The sequence below is a fragment of the Neorhizobium sp. NPDC001467 genome (assembly GCF_050275975.1).
GTDB lineage: Bacteria > Pseudomonadota > Alphaproteobacteria > Rhizobiales > Rhizobiaceae > Neorhizobium.
On the sequence record NZ_JBNNPS010000004.1, the window covers coordinates 173,503 to 193,163 of the forward strand.

The 19,661-nt window shown below is 61.5% G+C and carries 21 protein-coding genes; 14 read left to right on the top strand and 7 right to left on the bottom strand.

All coding sequences use genetic code 11. From position 1 onward, the window contains the following. Window positions 1-111: 111 nt before the first annotated feature. The gene (locus ACQKKX_RS11165) at window positions 112-456 is read right to left on the bottom strand and encodes a YggT family protein (protein ID WP_427570761.1); all 345 of its coding nucleotides are present in this window, start codon (window positions 454-456) and stop codon (window positions 112-114) included. A 115-nt stretch (window positions 457-571) separates the two neighbouring features. Between ACQKKX_RS11165 and ACQKKX_RS11170 the strand changes: the two genes are divergently transcribed. After that, complete coding sequence (locus tag ACQKKX_RS11170; protein ID WP_427570762.1) at window positions 572-1,816, top strand: MFS transporter; 1,245 nt, start codon at window positions 572-574, stop codon at window positions 1,814-1,816. Between the two features lie 267 nt (window positions 1,817-2,083). On the opposite strand, the gene ACQKKX_RS11175 is transcribed toward ACQKKX_RS11170, so the two are convergent. The 5 genes from ACQKKX_RS11175 to hemC all read right to left on the bottom strand — a co-directional run bounded on the left by ACQKKX_RS11175 (window position 2,084) and on the right by hemC (window position 7,642). After that, complete coding sequence (locus ACQKKX_RS11175) at window positions 2,084-2,575, bottom strand: TerB family tellurite resistance protein (protein WP_427570763.1); 492 nt, start codon at window positions 2,573-2,575, stop codon at window positions 2,084-2,086. Continuing rightward, the gene (locus ACQKKX_RS11180; RefSeq protein WP_427570764.1) at window positions 2,575-4,248 is read right to left on the bottom strand and encodes a heme biosynthesis HemY N-terminal domain-containing protein; all 1,674 of its coding nucleotides are present in this window, start codon (window positions 4,246-4,248) and stop codon (window positions 2,575-2,577) included. Before ACQKKX_RS11180 ends, ACQKKX_RS11175 begins: the two co-directional genes overlap by 1 nt. Window positions 4,249-4,257: 9 nt before the next feature. After that, entirely contained in the window at window positions 4,258-5,802 is a 1,545-nt protein-coding gene (locus tag ACQKKX_RS11185) for a mitofilin family membrane protein (RefSeq protein WP_427570765.1), read from the bottom strand. A gap of 208 nt (window positions 5,803-6,010) precedes the next feature. Next, complete coding sequence (locus ACQKKX_RS11190) at window positions 6,011-6,709, bottom strand: uroporphyrinogen-III synthase (RefSeq protein WP_427570766.1); 699 nt, start codon at window positions 6,707-6,709, stop codon at window positions 6,011-6,013. 3 nt (window positions 6,710-6,712) lie between these two features. Continuing rightward, entirely contained in the window at window positions 6,713-7,642 is a 930-nt protein-coding gene (gene hemC / locus ACQKKX_RS11195) for a hydroxymethylbilane synthase (RefSeq protein ID WP_427570767.1), read from the bottom strand. 73 nt (window positions 7,643-7,715) lie between these two features. Here hemC and tsaD point away from each other — a divergent pair, with 73 nt between their 5' ends. From tsaD to ACQKKX_RS11220, 5 genes are read left to right on the top strand one after another with little or no spacing between them, the layout of a single operon-like run. Then, the gene (gene tsaD, locus ACQKKX_RS11200; protein ID WP_427570768.1) at window positions 7,716-8,810 is read left to right on the top strand and encodes a tRNA (adenosine(37)-N6)-threonylcarbamoyltransferase complex transferase subunit TsaD; all 1,095 of its coding nucleotides are present in this window, start codon (window positions 7,716-7,718) and stop codon (window positions 8,808-8,810) included. Further along, the gene (locus tag ACQKKX_RS11205; protein ID WP_427570769.1) at window positions 8,807-9,796 is read left to right on the top strand and encodes an NAD(P)H-dependent glycerol-3-phosphate dehydrogenase; all 990 of its coding nucleotides are present in this window, start codon (window positions 8,807-8,809) and stop codon (window positions 9,794-9,796) included. Before tsaD ends, ACQKKX_RS11205 begins: the two co-directional genes overlap by 4 nt. 23 nt (window positions 9,797-9,819) lie before the next feature. Beyond that, on the top strand, window positions 9,820-10,116 hold the full coding sequence (locus tag ACQKKX_RS11210; RefSeq protein ID WP_427570770.1) for a YciI family protein: 297 nt from the start codon (window positions 9,820-9,822) through the stop codon (window positions 10,114-10,116). A 6-nt stretch (window positions 10,117-10,122) separates the two neighbouring features. Continuing rightward, a complete protein-coding gene (locus tag ACQKKX_RS11215; RefSeq protein WP_427570771.1) occupies window positions 10,123-10,563 on the top strand; it encodes an EVE domain-containing protein in 441 nt (146 codons plus the stop codon). A 19-nt stretch (window positions 10,564-10,582) separates the two neighbouring features. Continuing rightward, window positions 10,583-11,227, top strand: coding sequence for a class I SAM-dependent methyltransferase (locus ACQKKX_RS11220; protein ID WP_427570772.1), 645 nt, complete (start codon window positions 10,583-10,585; stop codon window positions 11,225-11,227). Between the two features lie 18 nt (window positions 11,228-11,245). Here the strand turns inward: ACQKKX_RS11220 and ACQKKX_RS11225 are convergent, their stop codons facing one another. Next, a complete protein-coding gene (locus tag ACQKKX_RS11225) occupies window positions 11,246-11,623 on the bottom strand; it encodes a hypothetical protein (RefSeq protein WP_427570773.1) in 378 nt (125 codons plus the stop codon). 304 nt (window positions 11,624-11,927) lie between these two features. Between ACQKKX_RS11225 and sdhC the strand changes: the two genes are divergently transcribed. The 8 genes from sdhC to sucC all read left to right on the top strand — a co-directional run bounded on the left by sdhC (window position 11,928) and on the right by sucC (window position 19,655). Next, window positions 11,928-12,317, top strand: a complete 390-nt coding sequence (gene sdhC, locus ACQKKX_RS11230) for a succinate dehydrogenase, cytochrome b556 subunit (protein WP_427570774.1) — start codon at window positions 11,928-11,930, stop codon at window positions 12,315-12,317. 11 nt (window positions 12,318-12,328) lie between these two features. Then, window positions 12,329-12,709: a succinate dehydrogenase, hydrophobic membrane anchor protein gene (gene sdhD / locus ACQKKX_RS11235; RefSeq protein ID WP_427570775.1), complete on the top strand. Its 381-nt coding sequence runs from the start codon at window positions 12,329-12,331 to the stop codon at window positions 12,707-12,709. Between the two features lie 6 nt (window positions 12,710-12,715). After that, entirely contained in the window at window positions 12,716-14,584 is a 1,869-nt protein-coding gene (gene sdhA / locus ACQKKX_RS11240; RefSeq protein ID WP_427570776.1) for a succinate dehydrogenase flavoprotein subunit, read from the top strand. A gap of 18 nt (window positions 14,585-14,602) precedes the next feature. After that, entirely contained in the window at window positions 14,603-15,382 is a 780-nt protein-coding gene (locus ACQKKX_RS11245; protein WP_427570777.1) for a succinate dehydrogenase iron-sulfur subunit, read from the top strand. Between the two features lie 199 nt (window positions 15,383-15,581). Beyond that, window positions 15,582-16,106 carry a protease inhibitor Inh/omp19 family protein gene (locus ACQKKX_RS11250; protein WP_427570898.1) on the top strand — a complete coding sequence of 175 codons (525 nt, stop codon included), beginning with the start codon at window positions 15,582-15,584 and terminating at the stop codon, window positions 16,104-16,106. 32 nt (window positions 16,107-16,138) lie between these two features. Further along, window positions 16,139-17,302, top strand: coding sequence for a cell division protein ZapE (gene zapE / locus ACQKKX_RS11255; protein WP_427570778.1), 1,164 nt, complete (start codon window positions 16,139-16,141; stop codon window positions 17,300-17,302). 175 nt (window positions 17,303-17,477) lie between these two features. Beyond that, complete coding sequence (mdh, locus tag ACQKKX_RS11260) at window positions 17,478-18,440, top strand: malate dehydrogenase (RefSeq protein ID WP_427570779.1); 963 nt, start codon at window positions 17,478-17,480, stop codon at window positions 18,438-18,440. Between the two features lie 21 nt (window positions 18,441-18,461). Further along, on the top strand, window positions 18,462-19,655 hold the full coding sequence (sucC, locus tag ACQKKX_RS11265; RefSeq protein ID WP_427570780.1) for an ADP-forming succinate--CoA ligase subunit beta: 1,194 nt from the start codon (window positions 18,462-18,464) through the stop codon (window positions 19,653-19,655). The last annotated feature ends 6 nt before the right edge of the window (window positions 19,656-19,661 follow it).

Below are 19,661 nucleotides of genomic sequence, written 5' to 3' on the forward strand. Positions count from 1 at the left end.
CTATGCGCCGTTTTGCGGAACCGATCGGGACGGCGCTCTGGGCGCGCGGATTCTCGCAAAAAAAATCTCGACGACCCGCAGGCTCGCGGACGCTGTTGCGCGCCGATGGCCTCAGGAAACCAGCGCAATCAACGCCGGCGCGATCGGGTTGGCGATGATCATCTGCAGGAAGTAGATGATCAGGATGAGAATGATCGGTGAGATATCGATACCCCCGAGATTGGGCATCATGCGGCGGATCGGACGCAGAACGGGTTCGGTGACGTTATAGAGGAACGAGCCGATCGCGTTGACGAACTGGTTGCGTGAGTTGATGACGTTGAACGCGTAGAGCCAGGAAAAAATGGCACTGGCAATCAGGATGTAGACGAAAAGCGTCAGTGCCATCTGTATGACTTGGATCAGAGCGAAAATAATGCCCGCCATCGAGTTCTCCATTTCGTGGTTGACAGACATGTAGACATAGGGACCTTAACGAGCAAGTACCGTGCCGTTGTCAGCCAGAAAACATGTTTAACGGCCGTTCGTGACGTCCCGCCGGATTTCCCGGCACTTGTGAAAGTGCTTCTTGATGAGCATCCCGACCCCGGGTGACCGGTTTGCCGCCTTCCGGCACCGTTCCTATGCCCTTTTCTTCTCCTCACGTTTCCTGGCCGCCTTCGCCATTCAGATCGTTAGTGTCGCAGTCGGCTGGCAGATGTATGATGTCACGCGCAACACGCTCTATCTCGGCCTGATCGGCCTCGTGCAGTTCCTACCAGCGCTGTTGCTTATCCTCGTTACAGGTTCGGTCGCCGACCGCTATAATCGGCGCGTCATCGTGTCGGCCTGCATGGTGCTTGCCGCCATCTCGGCCGCAGCGCTTCTAGGCCTGACGCTGGCGGGTGCCTTCGAGCCGCTGCCTGTCTTCATAATTCTCGTCCTGTTCGGCATCGAGCGCGCCTTCATGGGCCCGGCGGTGCAATCGCTCGCGCCCAATCTCGTGCCGGAAAAGGATTTGGCAAACGCCATTGCCTGGAACTCCTCCTCGTGGCAGACCGCCTCCATCATCGGTCCGGTCGCCGGCGGTCTTCTTTATGGGCTCGGCGCATCGATCGCCTATAGCGTGGCGCTTGCGATGTTCGTTCTCGGTGCGGTCCTTGTTTCCATCATCCCGAGGCCGGCGCAAAGAACCTCGTCCAGAGCTACGAGCTGGACCGAAATTCTTGCAGGCTTCAGCTTCATCCGACGCGAAAAGGTCGTGCTCGGCGCGATCTCACTCGATCTTTTTGCCGTGCTTCTCGGCGGGGCCGTGGCGCTGATGCCGGTCTTTGCCACCGATGTTCTGGCGCTCGGTCCCCTGGGTCTCGGCCTGCTGCGTTCTGCGCCCGGCGCCGGTGCCATCATCGTGGCGATCTGGCTGGCCTTCCGGCCCATCCAGCACAATGCCGGTATTGCCATGTTCGTCGGCGTGGCGCTGTTTGGCGCCGGTACGGCGGTTTTCGGCCTGTCGCAGACAGCCTGGATCTCGATTGCGGCATTGGCCCTGATGGGTGCCGCCGACATGATTTCCGTCTATGTTCGCGAAACCCTGATCGCGCTGTGGACGCCCGACGAGGTGCGCGGCCGGGTCAATGCCGTCAACAGCGTGTTCATCGGCGCATCCAACGAACTTGGCGAGTTTCGCGCCGGCACCATGGCACATGTCATCGGCGCGGTGCCGGCCGTGGTGATCGGCGGGTTCGGCACTCTGGCGGTGGCGGTTATCTGGTCGTTGGGCTTTCCGCAACTGCGCAAGATCGACAGTCTGCAGGCGCCCGATCGATCATCAGAGTAACGGCTGACTGTAAAAAAGGGGAGCGGCTGTTTTTCGCGCAGCCGGCCCTCCGGTGTTTTGCGGGTTGGACCCATGGCAATGAACCGCCCCTGGCATTGCCTTCGGCCAGTTGCAGCGCGCCGGGCGCTACCTTGATGCTTTTCGAAGGGCATGAGAACCGTGATCCGCCGACGTTTCAGTCGCCAGACTTTGTCATCCTGAGCGCAGCGGACACCCATGACCCCGGTACCGCATCAAACCATTCTCGCGGATCATGGGCAAACGCGATCAGGTTTCGCTCTCGGTTTCCCGGACCATGGTCTGCGAACTGGCGCGGGACGCCGCTTCCTGCCGCAACAGAACGCGATCGCGTGACGAGACGCCGAGCAGATCGGCGATCCGCCAGATCACATGGTCTTCCATCTCGCTGCGGTCTCCGTCGGCATAGACAAGATCCCAGAGAATCCCAAGCAGTTCGAAGCATTCTTCCTCGCCCAAATGCCGTTTGAGATCGGACGTGAAGCGGTAGTAGTCGACCGCTTCCATACCGGCTTCGTGACCGGCTTCGATCAATGCATGGAGCTGGCTTCGACCAAGATTGTAATGGTGGCCGAGCAGATCCTTCAGCCTTTCCATTTCCGGGCGGGAGACTTGTCCATCCGCTTCCATCACCTGGAAACAGAGAGCGGCGAAAGCGACGCGCGGATCGTCAGGGGGAAAATCGTTCCCGGCGCGACCGACGGTCAGGTTCTGAAGGAAGGACTGAATGCGGTCCAGCATCAGAAAAGCCTCAGACGGGTGGGGGGCTCCGCCGGCGCGTCGTGATCCTTGACGCCGGGATCATCGGGCGGCCGGCCGTTGAACGGATCGATCACGGCTTCCTTCTCGCCGGCGGTCTCGCTACCCTTGCCGGAGGCCGGACCGACCGGCTTTTCGTCCGTGGCGCGAACGACGGCAGGAGGTGCTGGTTTTGTGGGCTCCGGTTCCGCCGGTTTGGGGAAAGCCACGATCGCCGTGGGCGTGGGCTCCTCGTCCGGGGCGGCGGAAAGCTGTGAAGCCGGTTCGCTGTCGTTCAACTGCTCGTCATGGTGTGAACGGTCGGCAACGCGCGGCAGGCTGGCGATTGCCGTTTCGGCAAGGCTGCCCTCCTCGATCGGGCCTTCGAGCTGGCCGAACGGCGCCTTCCATTCGAAAGCGTCAAGACGACCGGTGGCGGGTGAGACCGGCAGCCAGTGGTCGGAAACGATGCCGTCCGCTACCCAGCTCGGGTCGCGCGGCGCGCGCAGGGCCTGCCCCAGCCAGTGGCGCACGCGGCCCTGATCGCCGGTATCGGCCTCCTCGATATCGGCCAGAAGCAGGAACACACCCTCGCGGGGCTCGATGCGTGCCGCAGCCTCCGCCTTGATGCGGGCCTTTGAAAAGTCCTGCGTGTCGAGCGCTGCCCGGGCAACGGCAATCAGCGATTCCACATTGTTGGGCCGAAGCGCCTCCAGCTTTTCGGCGCGTTTCAGGCGGTCGGTTGTGCTGTCGCCGCTGCGTGCGCGGATATAGGCCTGCGCCACGTCTGGATGGGGGCTGAGCTTCCACAGGCTTTCGAGCACGGACGCTGTCTTGCGCAGGTTGTTTTCCCGGGCGTAGGCGCGCGCCGCAATAACGCCGGCCGGGACCAGGTCCTTGGCCAGTTTCAGAGCGGCCATGGCATCGTCGCGGGCACCCTTCGGATCGCCTTCCAGCCGTTCCGTTGCCTTGGCGGTCAGAAGCACTGCCTTCCAGCGATCCGCCTGGGCGCGCTCGATAGCGCCGGCTGTGCGTTGCTGATCAAGAAGGCGGATAGCATCATCCCACCTGCCGGCCTGACAGCGATATTCCAGTGTCGCCTGCGCCGCCCATGGCAAATAGGGTGCGTTTTCGGCAGCGTTTTCGGCATATTGCCGGGCGGCCTCGTCGGCGCCGAGCCGTCGCGCTTCCATGTAAAGGCCACGCAGGCCGATTTCGCGGGTTTCCGGATCCTGCGACATGGCTTCGAAGATCGACCGAGCCTCGTCATGCTTGCCTTCGATCAGCGCCGTCTGCGCCTCGAGAAGCAGGATCAGCGGTTCCTGATCGGCACGGATCAGGCTGCGGCTGCGCAGGCTCATCTTGCGGGCAAGATGCGCATTGCCGGCACCAGCGGCGATCAGCCCGGTGGAAAGCGCCTGGTAGCCCCGGTCGCGCTTGCGGGCTCGGAAGTGGCGTTGCACGAGATGCGGCGATGTCCAGATGACACGCACCACCCAGCCGATTAGCATCATTGCGGCAACGATGGCCACGAGCAGCGTCGCAGCTACCATCAGGCTGGTTTCGATCAGTTGACCCTGCCAGGTAATCGAGATCAGACCGGGCCGGTCGGCGAGCCATGAAAAGCTCCAGCCCAGGCCGAGAATGACAATGGCGAATACGAATAAACGGATCATCGATGAACCTCAGCCTGCATTGCTGGCGCCGCTGATGGCGCGATTGAGCGTGTTGTCGACGAGGCCATCGACTTCGATCCTGGCATCCAGGGCCTGCTTATAGGCAATCGACGCATCCTTGGCCGGTTGCGGCAACCTATCCCATTCCGTGGCTGCGCCCTTGAGATCTCCCTTGCGCAGCTTGTCCTCGGTGCGCGCGACGATGGCTTCCGGCGTATCACCCTCGACATTGCCGACCGGTCGAACCTTGACCATTTGCATGGCACTGGACAATAGCCGGCTACCGACGCCGGCCTGCATGTCCGTTGCGTGAGCGGCATCGAGGATGGCGTCGGTGGTGCCTGCAAAATTCTGGATGAGGTTGGATGCCGATGGCACGCCGCTTTCGGCAAATTTCTGGAGTGTCCCCACGGCCGGATCATCCCCGGCGAGCCCGGCGAAAGTTTGCAGTTCCCCGGTGAAGGGGCCGCCACGATCAATCGCGGTCTTCAGCGCCGAAGCGGCAAGCGCGGTGGCGACCGCGTTTTCCCGACCGGGCTGTTCGAAGCGTGTTTCCAGAGCAGCCAGCCGCTGTGTCAACGCGTCGAGTGCTGCCGCACCGGACCCGGCCTCGCCGGCCTTCGCTTCCAATGCAGCCAGCCGTGCTGCGATGTCCGCACCCACGCCGCTGTCTGTCGGCGCTGCCTTCAAGGCGTCGATGGCAGCGTTACTCGCCGCCAGTTGTTGTCCAAGGCTGTCGATCTGTTGCTGCATGGCGGCCGTATCATCCGCCGCGCGCTCGGAGCCGCCCGGGATGACCCCGGCATAATACATGCTGCCGGCCAGCAGCAGAGCGACCAGACCACCTACGATCCCGGCAGCGATCAGGCCGCCGGTCGTGGTCGATTTGACCGGTTTGGGCGCGCTAGGAGCAGCGGAGGTGCCGGCTGCCGTCCCGGTTTCGGAAGCCCGTGCTGCCGATGACGAGCGGGAAGAGGTACCCGAACTGGCGCTTGGACGGGATGAGATATCGGCGGTGCCAGCGGCTGCACCCGACATTTCGGACGCCCTGCCCCGGGCGTCGGCGCTATCGCTTGCGGTCGAAGCAGCGGATGCGCTCGGTGGCGCTTTGGCTGCTGCCGCTTGCGTTGATGGGGTCGGTCGTGCCGAAAAGGGTGGCGTCTTGGCGCCAGCAGTACGGTCCGTCTCCTCACTTGAACCCTTATCGGCCAAGGGGGAGGCAGCCGTCCTTTCCGCCTCGGCGGTGGTGACCGTGGCGGCGATCGCAGGCTTTGCTTCGCCGGACTTGCCCTTGCCCGGTACCGTGGCGGCATCCGGGCCTATGGAAGCGGGCTCCGTCCTCGCTGCCGTTCCGGGAGCGGTCGGCTTTTCCTCGTCCGCAGCGGGGTTCGGTGCCCCGGAAACCGCTGTGACCTTTTCTACTGCTGCCAGCGGCACGTCGCTGTCATCGCTGCGCACGGGCGTCGCGATCGCGGTGACGTCTTTGGCTGCGAGATCGATCGTGACAGGAGACTTGTCCGATTTTGAACGGCGGGGGGGCTTGTCCGAAACCATGGCAACCTCGTTTCTGGCGGTACAGCGCCGCGCGGCTTAGAGCGCAACAGCACGCTGTCATTGATAAAGTCCTGCACATCGGCTTTGCGGAAACATGCCTGTTTTCCAGATGATGCACTGAGGACAGAAGTAGATAGGAGGGGCTGGGAAGGGAAGGGGCTTTCCCGGAAATAGGTCCGGCGCGCCGTCTTGTGACCGGTCGTGAAGATTACAAAAGCGCCAGCAAGCTGTCTTCATCGGGCTTTCGCGCCACTTTCACCTGAGCCTGCAAGGACGGCGGCACGACTTCGGCGACCCGCGCGCTGAGACAGGCAATCACGCAGGACTGAAGAGCCTGAGCACCACTGAAAAACACAGGCAGTTCAAAAAACAGGCGGGCGGTTTCGCGCGAATGAAACAGGATGGCAGCCGGAGTGAAAGCGAGAAAAGCCTGCAGCTCGTCAGTCGATGGCTGCAACGGCACCATCTCGTAACATTCGATGACGGCAAGGCGAATGTCCTCTTCTCGCAGTGCTGCTTCGAATGTCGGCGACCGTGGTCGTCCGGTCAGGTAAACCACGTCGGTGGGAGCATGTCGGGCGATGAGCGCGGCCAGAGAGGCGCCGTCGCCGCCGGCAATGGCAATCGTCTTGAAACCTGCCTGTCGGGCGGCGGCGGCTGTCTTGCGGCCAACGGCGTAAAGCGGCGTTGTCAGATGCGCGGAAAAATCGACGGTGTCGAGCGCCCGCAACGCTTCGGCACTGGTGACGGCGATGGTGGAAAACGCAGCGGGAATGGCCTTTTCGATCTGGTCCGTGAGATGCCGAGCCTCGCTCAGCGGCAGAAGCATCGGTTCATGCCCCATGCCGCGAAGGGTTGCGGCGGTGGTTTGTCCCCTGTCCAACGGCCGTGTGACAACCACCCGCATCGGTCAGCGCCAGCTGTCGAAAAAGCCGGGACCTGCAGCTGCCCGCACCGTCGCGCCCGCCTGCTTGCCCAATGCGACGGCGTCCTTACGGGCACCGTCAATGCTGACGGCATGTTCGCGGCGACCATCTGGCGTAAGGATCAGGCCGTGAAACTGCAGGTGATCGCCATCGAGCAGCGTATAGCCGGCGATCGGGGTGCGACAGGAACCGTCCAGCACTTCCAGGAACGCCCGCTCGCAGGATACCGCGTCATAGGTCGGCTTGTGGTTGATGCCTCCGAGCAGGTCGAGCACCCGGCGGTCACCGATCCGGCTTTCGATGCAGATCGCGCCTTGTGCCGGAGCCGGCGGAAAGTCCGTCGGGTCGAGCAGTTCGGTGACCACATCCTCCCGGCCGAGGCGTTTCAAGCCGGCGAGCGCCAGAAGCGTGGCGTCGACCTGGCCCTCGTTGAGCTTGCGCAGACGGGTTTCGACGGAGCCGCGAAAAACGATGACTTCGATATCCGGGCGCATGCGGCGGATCAAAGCCTGTCGACGCAGCGATGCGGACCCGACGATGGCGCCGTCGGGCAGGGCGGTGAGGCTGGGGGCCGTGCGGCCGACCACGGCATCACGGAAATCCTCGCGCGGCAGATAGGCAGAAATTTCCAACCCTTCCGGCAGCCAGGTCGGCATATCCTTTGAGGAGTGAACGGCGAAATCCAGTTCGCCGGACAGAAGCTGCTGTTCCAGTTCCTCGGTAAACAGGCCCTTGCCGCCGATTTCGCTCAAGGCGCGGTCGGTGATGCGGTCGCCCATGGTGGAAAGCACCACGACTTCGAACATTTCCTCGGGCAGGCCATGGGCCTGCATCAGCCGGGAACGGGTCTCGGCGGCCTGGGCAAGCGCCAGCGGGCTGCCGCGCGTGCCGATCCGGAAAGGTTTTGTTTGCATCCGCAGTCATCCATTGTTAGGCGGTAGCTTCGTAACCGGCTTCTAGCCCCATCGCAATCAATCCGACAGACCCATGGCACCGTTTCTGCGTATTCTCGGCATCGAAACAAGCTGCGACGAGACCGCTGCGGCGGTGGTCGCGCGTCATGCAGACGGGCGCGGCGAGATCCTCTCGGACGTTGTTTTTTCGCAGCTTGAAGAGCATAGCGCTTATGGTGGCGTCGTGCCCGAGATTGCAGCACGTGCCCATGTCGAGGCTGTCGACGGGCTGATCGAGGAGGCGCTTGCCCGCGCCAATCTGTCGCTGTCGGATATCGATGCAATTGCCGCAACCTCGGGTCCGGGTCTGATCGGCGGTCTGCTGGTCGGTCTGATGACGGGCAAGGCGATTTCGCTTGCTACCGGCAAGCCGCTTTATGCGATCAACCACCTTGAGGGCCATGCGCTGACGGCGCGGCTGACGGATGGTCTGAGCTTTCCCTACCTGATGCTGCTTGTGTCAGGCGGTCATACCCAGCTTATTCTGGTCAAGGGCGTCGGTGAGTACGAGCGTTGGGGCACAACGATCGACGATGCGCTGGGAGAAGCGTTTGACAAGACGGCCAAACTGCTCGGCCTGCCTTATCCCGGTGGTCCGGCCGTGGAAAAGGCAGCAGTTTCCGGCAACCCGGATCGTTTCGCCCTGCCGCGTCCGCTGGTTGGCGAAGCCCGTCTTGATTTCTCGTTTTCCGGCTTGAAGACGGCCGTACGGCAGGCGGCCACCGAAATCGTACCGCTCTCCGATCAGGATGTCGCCGATATATGTGCCTCGTTCCAGAAGGCGATCTCGAGGACCCTTCGCGATCGTATCGGTCGCGGTCTTGCGCGCTTCAAGACGGAATATCCCGACGTGGCGCAGCCGGCGCTGGTGGTTGCCGGTGGGGTTGCGGCCAATCGGGACCTGCGCCGCACCCTTCAATCCCTGTGCTCCGAACACCGTTTCGATTTCGTCGCGCCGCCGATGAACCTATGTACCGATAACGCCTCCATGATCGCATGGGCCGGGCTGGAGCGCATGGCAAGCGAAGTCCCGCCTGATACGCTGGATGTGGCGCCACGTTCGCGCTGGCCGCTCGATTCGCAAGCGCAGACACTGCTCGGCTCCGGCAAGAGGGGAGCCAAGGCATGAGCGCGCGGCAACATATCGCTGTTATCGGTGCCGGCGCTTTTGGCACCGCGCTTGCCGCCGTCATGGCGCTGGACGGCCGCTCGAACGTCACCCTGATCGGTCGCGACCTGGCGCTGATGGCCGATTTGCGCGCGGACCGCGTGCATGATGCGGCGCTGCCCGGCGTGCCCCTGCCGGACAATCTCCACTTTTCGGCCGAGCCGGACGCGCTGGAGCAGGCGGGCCTCGTCCTGTTTGCGATGCCGGCGCAGGCGCATGATGCGGCGGCGCATTACTACGGCCCCTATCTGTGCAGCGACGTCGTTGTCGTGACATGCGCCAAGGGCATCGAACGCTCGACCGGCCGCCTGCTGACCGATGTACTGAAAGCCTCCCTGCCGAACAATGCCGTTGCCGTTCTGTCCGGTCCCGGTTTCGCTGCCGACATTGCGCGGGGCCTGCCGACGGCCATGTCGATCGCCGCTGAAGATCTGAATGTGGCCGAACATCTGGCGCAGACCATTTCCAGCCCGACCTTCCGTCTTTATGCCTCGAACGACCGCATCGGCGTTCAACTGGGTGGTGCGTTGAAAAATGTGCTGGCGATTGCCTGTGGCGTCGTCGAGGGTGCCGGACTGGGCGACAGCGCCCGCGCCGCGCTGATCGCCCGAGGTCTTGCGGAAATGTCGCGTCTGGTCGTGGCGCTTGGCGGATCGGCGGATACGGTACGGGGCCTTTCCGGCCTTGGCGATCTCGTGCTGACGGCCACCAGTCACCAATCGCGCAATCTGCGTTTCGGCATAGCGCTCGGCGAGGGCATTCCGTCAGAAACCGCGGCCGGAGGTCTGGTCGAAGGGGCGCATACCGCTTCCATCGCTGTCCGGCTGGCACGCAAAAACGGGATCGAAATGCCGGTGGCCGAAGCGGTAGCGGCCATTATCGATGGCCGTCTGGGCGTACGCGCTGCCATGGAAGCGCTGATGACGCGGCCGATCACCACGGAATGATTTCTCACGGGAGTTCTGACACGATGCCTCTCTTCTCCTTCGTCTGCACAGACAAGCCTAATTCGCTCGACCTGCGCATGGCCACACGTCCGCCGCATATCGAGCATCTGACGGCACTCAACGAAAAGGGCATCGTGAAGATGGCCGGCCCGTTCCTCGATGGTGAGGGCAAGCCGAATGGCAGCCTGGTGATTGTCGAGACCGCAACGATCGAGGAAGCGAGGGCTCTTGCCGATGCCGATCCTTACGCGAAGGCCGGCCTGTTCGAGAAGGTCGAGGTGAAGCCATTCAACTGGGTTTTCAACCCGCCGAAGGCTTGATCGCATATGGCTTACTGGCTTTTCAAATCCGAGCCTGATGTCTGGTCCTGGGAGCAGCAGAAGGCCAAGGGTGCCGCTGGCGAGGAATGGACCGGTGTGCGCAATTATCAGGCGCGCAACAACATGCGCGCCATGAAGATTGGCGACAAGGGGTTCTTCTACCACTCCAACGAGGGGCTGGAGATCGTCGGGATCGTCGAGGTTTGCGCGCTGTCGCATCCGGACTCCTCCGCCAAGGGTGATCCCAAGTGGGACTGCGTGGATATCCGCGCCGTCACCGATGTGCCCAGGCCGATCACGCTCAAAGATGTCAAGGCCAATCCGAAATTCGAGAAGATGTCTCTGGTGACATCGATGCGGCTTTCGGTGCAGCCGGTCACGGACGAGGAATATTTGGAGATTTGCCGGCTGGGCGGTCTCGATAATCCGCCCAGATCTCCGGATTGAGCTGAGAAGACATTGCGGCGTGAAGAGCGATCCGAAAGCCTTTATCCTGGCCAATACCGATCTCATGCGCCCGCCGCATGTGCCGGAAGTATCGCTGCACCTTGCCAGCGAGGCGCATGATCTCTGGCTGAAGACCGAGGACGAGTTGCAGGAGATCGGCCTGCCGCCACCCTTCTGGGCCTTTGCCTGGGCGGGCGGGCAGGGGCTTGCCCGGTATGTGCTCGATCATCCTGAGGTGGTCGCGGGCAAGCGTGTGCTGGATTTTGCCACGGGTTCGGGACTGGTGGCGATTGCGGCGATGAAGGCCGGCGCCGCGAATGTTCTAGGTGCCGATATCGATCCCTGGGTGGAGACGGCAGTCTTATTGAACGCTGGTGCCAACGATGTAAGGCTCGACTTCACGCGCGAAAACCTGATCGGCGTGGCTGTGGAGGCCGATGTCGTCCTGGCAGGCGACGTGTTTTACGATCGCGTTTTCGCGGCGGCGCTTCTACCCTGGTTCAGAAAGCTTTCGGCAGAGGGAAAAAGGGTCATCGTCGGCGATCCCGGCCGCGCTTATTGTCCCAAGGAAAGTCTTGTCGCGCTCGCAACCTATGAAGTTCCGGTCACCCGTGCGCTGGAAGATAGCGAAATCAAGCGAACCACCGTCTGGCAGTTCGCCTGAACGCATGCGCCCCCTGAATCAACGGTGGCCGCGAATGACGCAGACTCCCATTTCCATGGCGCAGCCGGAACGCGGCGTAAACGCATCATCATAAGCGACAGCGTTGACGTCTATGATCTTGGCCTTCGGGGACAGAACGATGCGGGCTTTCGAATTTTCCGGTCGACCCCCAAGCGCGGGGAGGTCGCCCAAGATGCCGATCAGGACCAACGACGGATGAGCCGCGCGAACGGTGCCGCTGCCCTGGCTGTCATGGCCATAGGATCGAATGCTGGCCGTGCTGCCGAACGACCCGTTACCGCTGCCCAGCGACCGGTCGCTGCCATAAGCAACGGATGCAGTGGCTGTCACTAGGAGAGCGGCGATCATGCCGCGGCAGATGCTGTTCGCCATCATGGCGGATCCTCCAACGCGTTACGGTTAACGGAGGGTTAACACACAACGCGGCAGAATGCGCCAGCGCTTTTTCCCTTTCGTCGAAAACTGACTGAAATGGTTAACTTTCTCCGGGGCGGAACGGCACACCGAGCCTCATTCCCCCAATCGATTAAATTTGAAAACGCTCTGAAATAAGCTTGTCGTCGTGGCATTCGACGATTAAAGCAACGCATGATGCAATGCACATTTCTTCGGCATGGTGCATTGCCGGGATAGCGCCAGGAGGTTCAGCGCGCTTCCGGATATACGCCGCGAGGATATGATGGCGAATGTGACGAATAAGCGGCCCCTGTCGCCGCACCTGCAAATCTACAAGCCCATTCCCACTATGGTTATGTCGATTGTTCACCGTATTACCGGTGGAGCACTGGCCGTGGGAACCATTATTTTGGCATGGTGGCTAATTGCCGCAGCCTCGGGCAAGCCGTATTTCGACTGGATCAGCTGGTTGCTGGGCACCTGGATCGGCCTCATCGTGCTGTTCGGCTATACCTGGACGCTGGTGCACCACATGCTGAGCGGTCTCCGCCATTTGATGTGGGACATGGGCCGCGGCTTCGACAAACATTTTACCACCAAGCTGGCAATTGCCCTGCCGATCGCTTCGATCTGTCTCACCGTGGTGATCTGGATCGTCGGTCTGGCGATCTGAGGAAAACGATCATGGATATGCGCACGCCTTTGGGCAAAGTTCGCGGCCTCGGTTCCGCCAAGGAAGGCACCGAGCATTTCTGGGTCCAGCGGATGACCGCCGTGGCCATGGTGCCACTGGTCATCTTCTTCCTGATTTTCCTGATCCGATATGCCGGGGCTCCATACGAGGACGTTGTCCGCGCACTCTCCAATCCGATCGTCGCTGTCCTGTTCGGTCTCATGGTGGTCGCAGGCCTCGTTCACATGCGCATCGGTCTGCAGGAAATCATCATCGATTATGTTCATAGCGAAGGTTTGAAATTCCTCGCTCTGATGTTCACGACCTTTTTTGCAATGCTGATCGGTGGCCTCTGTCTTTTCGCCGTTCTGAAGATTGCGTTCGTAGGATAACCCGCCATGGCATCCGTTACACCTATCGCCACCCCTGGCGCCAATGGGGCAGCTCAGAACGGCAAAGCATACACCTATGTCGATCATTCCTATGACGTGATCGTCGTCGGCGCCGGTGGTGCCGGCCTGCGTGCCACGCTCGGCATGGCCGAACAGGGTTTCAAGACCGCCTGCATCACCAAGGTTTTTCCGACCCGTTCGCACACGGTCGCGGCACAGGGCGGCATCGCCGCCTCGCTGCAGAACATGACGCCGGACAGCTGGCAATGGCATCTTTACGACACTGTCAAAGGGTCCGACTGGCTCGGCGATGTCGATGCCATGCAGTACATGGTCATGGAAGCGCCGAAGGCCGTCTACGAACTCGAGCATTACGGCGTGCCTTTCTCCCGAAATGAAGAAGGCAAGATCTATCAGCGCCCGTTCGGCGGCCACATGCAGAATTTTGGCGCCGGCCCGCCGGTACAGCGCACCTGTGCCGCTGCCGACCGTACCGGTCACGCCATCCTGCACACGCTCTACGGCCAGTCGCTGCGCAACAATGCCGAATTCTTCATCGAGTATTTCGCGCTCGACCTGATCATGTCGCAGGACGGCAGCCGTTGCGAAGGCGTTGTCGCCTGGAACCTCGATGACGGTACGATCCATCGCTTCGCCGCCAAGATGGTGGTTATGGCGACCGGCGGTTACGGACGCGCATACTTCTCCGCAACGTCCGCTCATACCTGCACCGGAGACGGTGGCGGCATGGTAGCGCGCGCCGGCCTGCCGATGCAGGACATGGAATTCGTTCAGTTCCACCCGACCGGCATTTACGGTTCAGGCTGCCTGATCACCGAGGGAGCGCGCGGCGAAGGCGGTTATCTCGTCAATTCCGAAGGCGAGCGTTTCATGGAACGCTATGCGCCGTCCGCGAAAGATCTTGCCTCGCGTGACGTGGTTTCGCGCTGCATGACGATGGAAATCCGTGAAGGCCGCGGCGTCGGCAAGAACAAGGATCACATCTTCCTGCATCTCGATCACCTCGATCCGGCCGTTCTGCACGAACGCCTGCCGGGTATTTCCGAGAGCGCCAAAATCTTTGCCGGCGTCGACGTGACCCGCGAACCTATCCCGGTCCTGCCGACGGTTCACTACAATATGGGCGGCATTCCGACCAACTACTGGGGCGAAGTGCTGAACGCCGATGCCAACAATCCGGAACGCATCCTGCCCGGCCTGATGGCCGTGGGTGAAGCCGGTTGCGCCTCCGTCCACGGTGCCAACCGCCTCGGCTCCAACTCGCTGATCGACCTCGTGGTCTTTGGCCGCGCCGCCGCGATCCGCGCAGGTCAGGTCATCGACCGCAATGCACCGATCCCGGCGCTCAATGTGGCTGCCTGCGACAAGATCATGGATCGTTTTGACGGTCTGCGTCATGCCTCCGGCGGCACGCCGACGGCTGTATTGCGTGACCGCATGCAGCGCACCATGCAGGAAGACGCGGCAGTGTTCCGCACCCAGGAATCGCTCGAATCCGGCTGTCGCCGCATGAGCGAGATCTGGGGCGAGATGAAGGACGTGAAGGTCACCGACCGTTCGATGATCTGGAACTCCGATCTCGTCGAGACACTGGAACTCCACAACCTCATGGCCAACGCCATTACCACGGTCTACGGCGCCGAAGCCCGCAAGGAAAGCCGCGGAAGCCACGCCCGCGAGGACTATACCGAGGGCGCATTCGCCGGCCGTGACGACGTCAACTGGCGCAAGCACACGCTCGCCTGGGTCAATGATGCAGGCGAGGTCAAGCTTGATTATCGCCCGGTCCATACCGACCTGATTGCCGAAGGCATCGATCCCTACAAGATCGAGCCCAAGGCCCGCGTCTATTGATCTGAAGGGAATTGGACAATGGTTGAACTCGCTCTCCCAAAAAATTCCCAGATGACAGAAGGCAAGGTCTGGCCGAAGCCGGATGGTGCCACGAACGTTCGGGAATACCGCATCTACCGCTGGAACCCGGATGACGGCCAGAATCCGCGTATCGATACCTATTATATCGATATCGACGATTGCGGCCCGATGGTGCTCGACGGTCTTCTCTATATCAAGAACAAGATCGACCCGACGCTGACGCTGCGCCGCTCCTGTCGCGAGGGCATTTGCGGTTCCTGCGCGATGAACATCGACGGGACCAACACGCTTGCCTGCACCAAGGGCATGGATGACGTCAACGGTACGGTAAAAGTCTATCCGCTGCCGCATATGCCGGTCGTGAAGGATCTCGTTCCGGACCTCAACAACTTCTACGCCCAACACCGCTCGATCGAGCCCTGGCTGAAGACGGTTTCGCCGACGCCGGCCAAGGAATGGAAGCAGAGCCATGAGGACCGCCTCAAGCTCGACGGTCTTTACGAGTGCATCCTGTGCGCCTGCTGCTCGGCCTCCTGTCCGAGCTACTGGTGGAATGGCGACCGCTATCTCGGTCCAGCCGTTCTTCTGCAGGCCTATCGCTGGCTGATCGACAGCCGCGATGAAGCCAAGGGCGAACGCCTCGATAATCTCGAGGATCCCTTCCGTCTTTATCGCTGCCACACGATCATGAACTGCGCCCAGGCGTGCCCCAAGGGCCTGAACCCGGCCAAGGCAATTGCCGAGATCAAGAAAATGATGGTCGAGCGCCGCGTCTGACAGGTCCGACCATGACGGCCGCGAACGCGTTTCGCGGCCGTCACGACGATAGCCCGGCCCGCCCGCGCACATGTTCTTGATCACCGCTCGGGTTGAGGTTAGGGCGATTTGCCTGTCTACACTTGATTAACCAAGGGCGTTTACGATATCCCGCGCAGATTGGGATGCAGTGCGAAATGATCCGGACAGGAGCTTGATGATGCAGTTGAAATATGTGGTGACGGGACTTGTGGTCGCGGTCTCTCTCGCTGGCTGCCAGAGAACATCCAATAATCCGTATAGCAATCTGCAGTCTCCGCCGCCCTTGCAGGCGCAGCCCGTTCCGTCCGTTCAGTCCGGCCAGCTGCCGCCTCCGGGTGCCGGGGGCCAGCAGTTCCCTAACGCGCCGACGGGCAACCAGAACATGGCGTCGCTCGATCCGGGGTCGGCGCCGGCCAACGCCATGGATGTCACAAAGGAGTCCATGGTCGGCAACTGGCGCGTTTCCAACGGCGGCGCTTCCTGCGACATGTTCCTGACGCTCACCAATCTTGGCAGCGGTTCGCGTGGCGGCACGCGCGGTTGTTCGGGCGAACTCACGGCCATGGGTTCGTGGGAAGTGTCCGGCAAGATGGTTCAGTTCAAGAACCGCAACGGCGATGTCATCGGCCGCGTCTACAAGAGCGCCGACAACCGTTACGACGGCACCACCAATTCCGGCCAGCAGGTCAGCCTCAGCCGCTAAGGCCCGACAGGGTTGTCGGCGGGGAGGGCTGATTGGAACGCATACCGGACTATACGTCGAGCGTCGGCGAGGAACTGAAATCGCTAACGGCGTCTGGCAGGCTGCAGGCGGATGCCGCGCAGCTTGGCGTTGCGGCAAAGCTCGACCATATCCTGACCTGTTTCAAGGAAACCCGTCCGGCCAAGAAAAAAAGCGCTCTTGGCTGGCTGTTCGCCCGCGGCGCCGGCAGGCCGCGGCCCATCCGCGGCCTTTATGTTCACGGCAGTGTCGGACGCGGCAAGACCATGCTGATGGACATGTTCTTTGCCAAGGCGCCCGTCGAGCGCAAGCGTCGGCTGCATTTTCATGAGTTCATGGCCGATGTGCATGGCCGCATTCACGCGCACCGGCAGAAGCTCAAGGCGGGCGAAACCAGGCAGGCGGATCCGGTTCCGCCCGTGGCGGCCGCGCTGTTTGCCGAAGCCGAACTGCTATGCTTCGACGAGTTTGCCGTCACCGACATTGCCGATGCGATGATCCTCGGGCGCCTGTTTACCGAGCTCTTTTCGCTCGGCTGCGTCCTGATCGCAACCTCCAATGTGGAGCCGGAAAATCTCTACCGGGAGGGGCTCAACCGTGGTCTCTTCCTTCCGTTTATCGCGCTTTTGCAGGATCACGTCGATGTCGTGACGCTCGACTCGCCGACCGATTACCGCATGGAAAAACTTGCGAGCCTGCCCGTCTATATGACGCCTGCGGACGCGCGCGCGGATGCAGCGATGGAATCCGCCTGGCATCACGTCGCGAATGGGGTCCAATCCGCGCCTGACGAGATCGGGATGAAGGGGCGAAGCATCCACGTGCCGGAGGCGGCGGGTCGCGCCGCGCGCTTCCGTTTTGCCGATCTGTGCGAAAAGCCGCTGGGCGCCAGCGACTATCTTGCGATCGCCGATCGTTACGACACGGTCTTTATCAATCATGTTCCCAGGCTTGGTCCGGAGAAGCGAAACGAAATCAAACGCTTCATAACCCTGATCGATGCCCTCTACGATCACGCCGTGCGCCTCTATGTCACCGCAGATGCGCCGGCGGAAGAGCTTTTGACCGAGCGGCGGGGTACGGAAGGCTTCGAATTCGACAGGACCGTATCGCGCCTTTTCGAAATGCGCAGTGCCGATTATCTCACGCTGCATCGGCAGCGACGTGCTGAAGGCTAACACAAAGATGACATCGTCTCTTACGTTTACGTAAGAATCTGCATAGTTAAACGATTGAAAAATATGGCGATCAATTAATCGGTTGCCAATTTGTCGCAGCAGGTTTATGTCCTCTCCCACATCGGTCGACAAAGTTCGTGCCGGCCATGGATTTGAACGGAGAGGAAGCATCTCGATGGCACGCAAGAAGATTGCACTTATTGGTTCCGGCATGATCGGCGGCACGCTGGCGCATCTCGCCAGCCTGAAGGAACTGGGCGACATCGTCCTGTTCGACATTGCCGACGGCATTCCGCAGGGTAAGGGCCTCGATATTGCCCAGTCCGGTCCGGTTGAGGGCTTCAATGCCAAGCTTTCCGGCGCCAGCGACTATGCTGCCATTGAAGGGGCGGATGTCTGCATCGTCACCGCCGGTGTTGCCCGCAAGCCGGGCATGAGCCGCGACGATCTGCTCGGCATCAACCTCAAGGTCATGGAGCAGGTCGGCGCCGGCATCAAGAAATATGCCCCGAACGCCTTCGTGATCTGCATCACCAATCCGCTCGATGCCATGGTTTGGGCGCTGCAGAAATTCTCCGGCCTGCCAAAGAACATGGTTGTCGGCATGGCCGGCGTTCTCGATAGTGCCCGCTTCCGCCATTTCATCGCCGACGAATTCGACGTTTCCGTTCAGGACGTAACCGCCTTCGTTCTCGGTGGCCACGGCGACACGATGGTGCCGCTCGCCCGTTACTCGACCGTTGGCGGCATTCCGCTGACCGATCTGGTCAAGATGGGCTGGACCTCCAAGGAGCGTCTTGAGGAAATCATTCAGCGTACACGCGATGGCGGTGCGGAAATCGTGGGCCTGCTCAAGACCGGCTCGGCCTATTACGCGCCGGCCGCCTCTGCGATCGAAATGGCCGAATCCTACCTCAAGGACAAGAAGCGCGTTCTCCCGGCTGCTGCCCACCTCTCGGGCCAGTACGGCGTCAACGACATGTATGTCGGCGTTCCGACGATCATTGGTGCCGGCGGCATCGAGCGCATCATCGAGGTCGAATTCACCAAGGACGAAGAGGCAGCCTTCCAGAAGTCGGTCGGCGCTGTCGCCGGTCTGTGCGAAGCCTGCGTCAACATCGCGCCTTCTCTGAAGTAATTCAAACAGGGACATCGCCCCATGAACATTCATGAATACCAGGCCAAGGCTCTTCTGAAGGGTTTTGGCGCTCCGGTCGCCGAAGGTGTGGCCATCCTCAAGGTGGAGGAAGCCGAAGCTGCCGCCAAGTCGCTTCCGGGCCCGCTTTACGTCGTCAAGAGCCAGATCCATGCCGGTGGTCGCGGCAAGGGCAAGTTCAAGGAACTCGGCCCCGATGCCAAGGGCGGTGTCCGCCTGGCGAAGTCGATCGAGGAAGTCGTGGCACATGCCAAGGACATGCTCGGCAACACGCTGGTCACCGCCCAGACGGGCGATGCCGGCAAGCAGGTCAACCGTCTCTACATCGAAGACGGCGCCGACATCGAGCGCGAACTTTATTGCTCGCTTCTGGTTGACCGTTCGGTTGGTCAGGTTGCCTTCGTCGTTTCGACGGAAGGCGGCATGGATATCGAAGCCGTTGCTCACGATACGCCTGAGAAGATCCACACGATCGCCATCGACCCGGAAACCGGTGTGACGGCTGACGACGTGGCCAAGATCTCCAAGGCTCTCGAACTCTCGGGTGCTGCCGCAGAAGATGCCAAGGCTCTGTTCCCGGCGCTCTACAAGGCGTTCGGCGAAAAGGACATGGCGCTGCTTGAGGTCAACCCGCTGATCGTCATGAAGGACGGTCATCTGCGCGTGCTCGACGCCAAGATGTCCTTCGACGGCAATGCGCTGTTCCGCCACGACGACGTCAAGGCGCTGCGCGACGAGACCGAAGAAGACGCCAAGGAAATCGAAGCCTCCAAGTGGGACCTCGCCTACGTTGCCCTCGACGGCAATATCGGCTGCATGGTCAATGGCGCCGGTCTCGCCATGGCGACGATGGACATCATCAAGCTCTACGGCAAGGAGCCGGCAAACTTCTGCGACGTCGGCGGTGGCGCCGGCAAGGAGAAGGTTGCGGCTGCCTTCAAGATCATCACCGCTGACCCGAAGGTCGAGGGCATCCTCGTCAATATCTTCGGCGGCATCATGAAATGCGACGTCATCGCCGAAGGCGTTGTCGCCGCCGTTCAGGAAGTCGGTCTCAAGGTTCCGCTCGTGGTGCGCCTCGAAGGCACCAATGTCGAGCTCGGCAAGAAGATCCTCAACGAGTCCGGTCTGGCGATCACCGCTGCCGACGATCTCGATGACGCGGCGAAAAAGATCGTCGCTGCGATCAAAGCCTAATCCGGG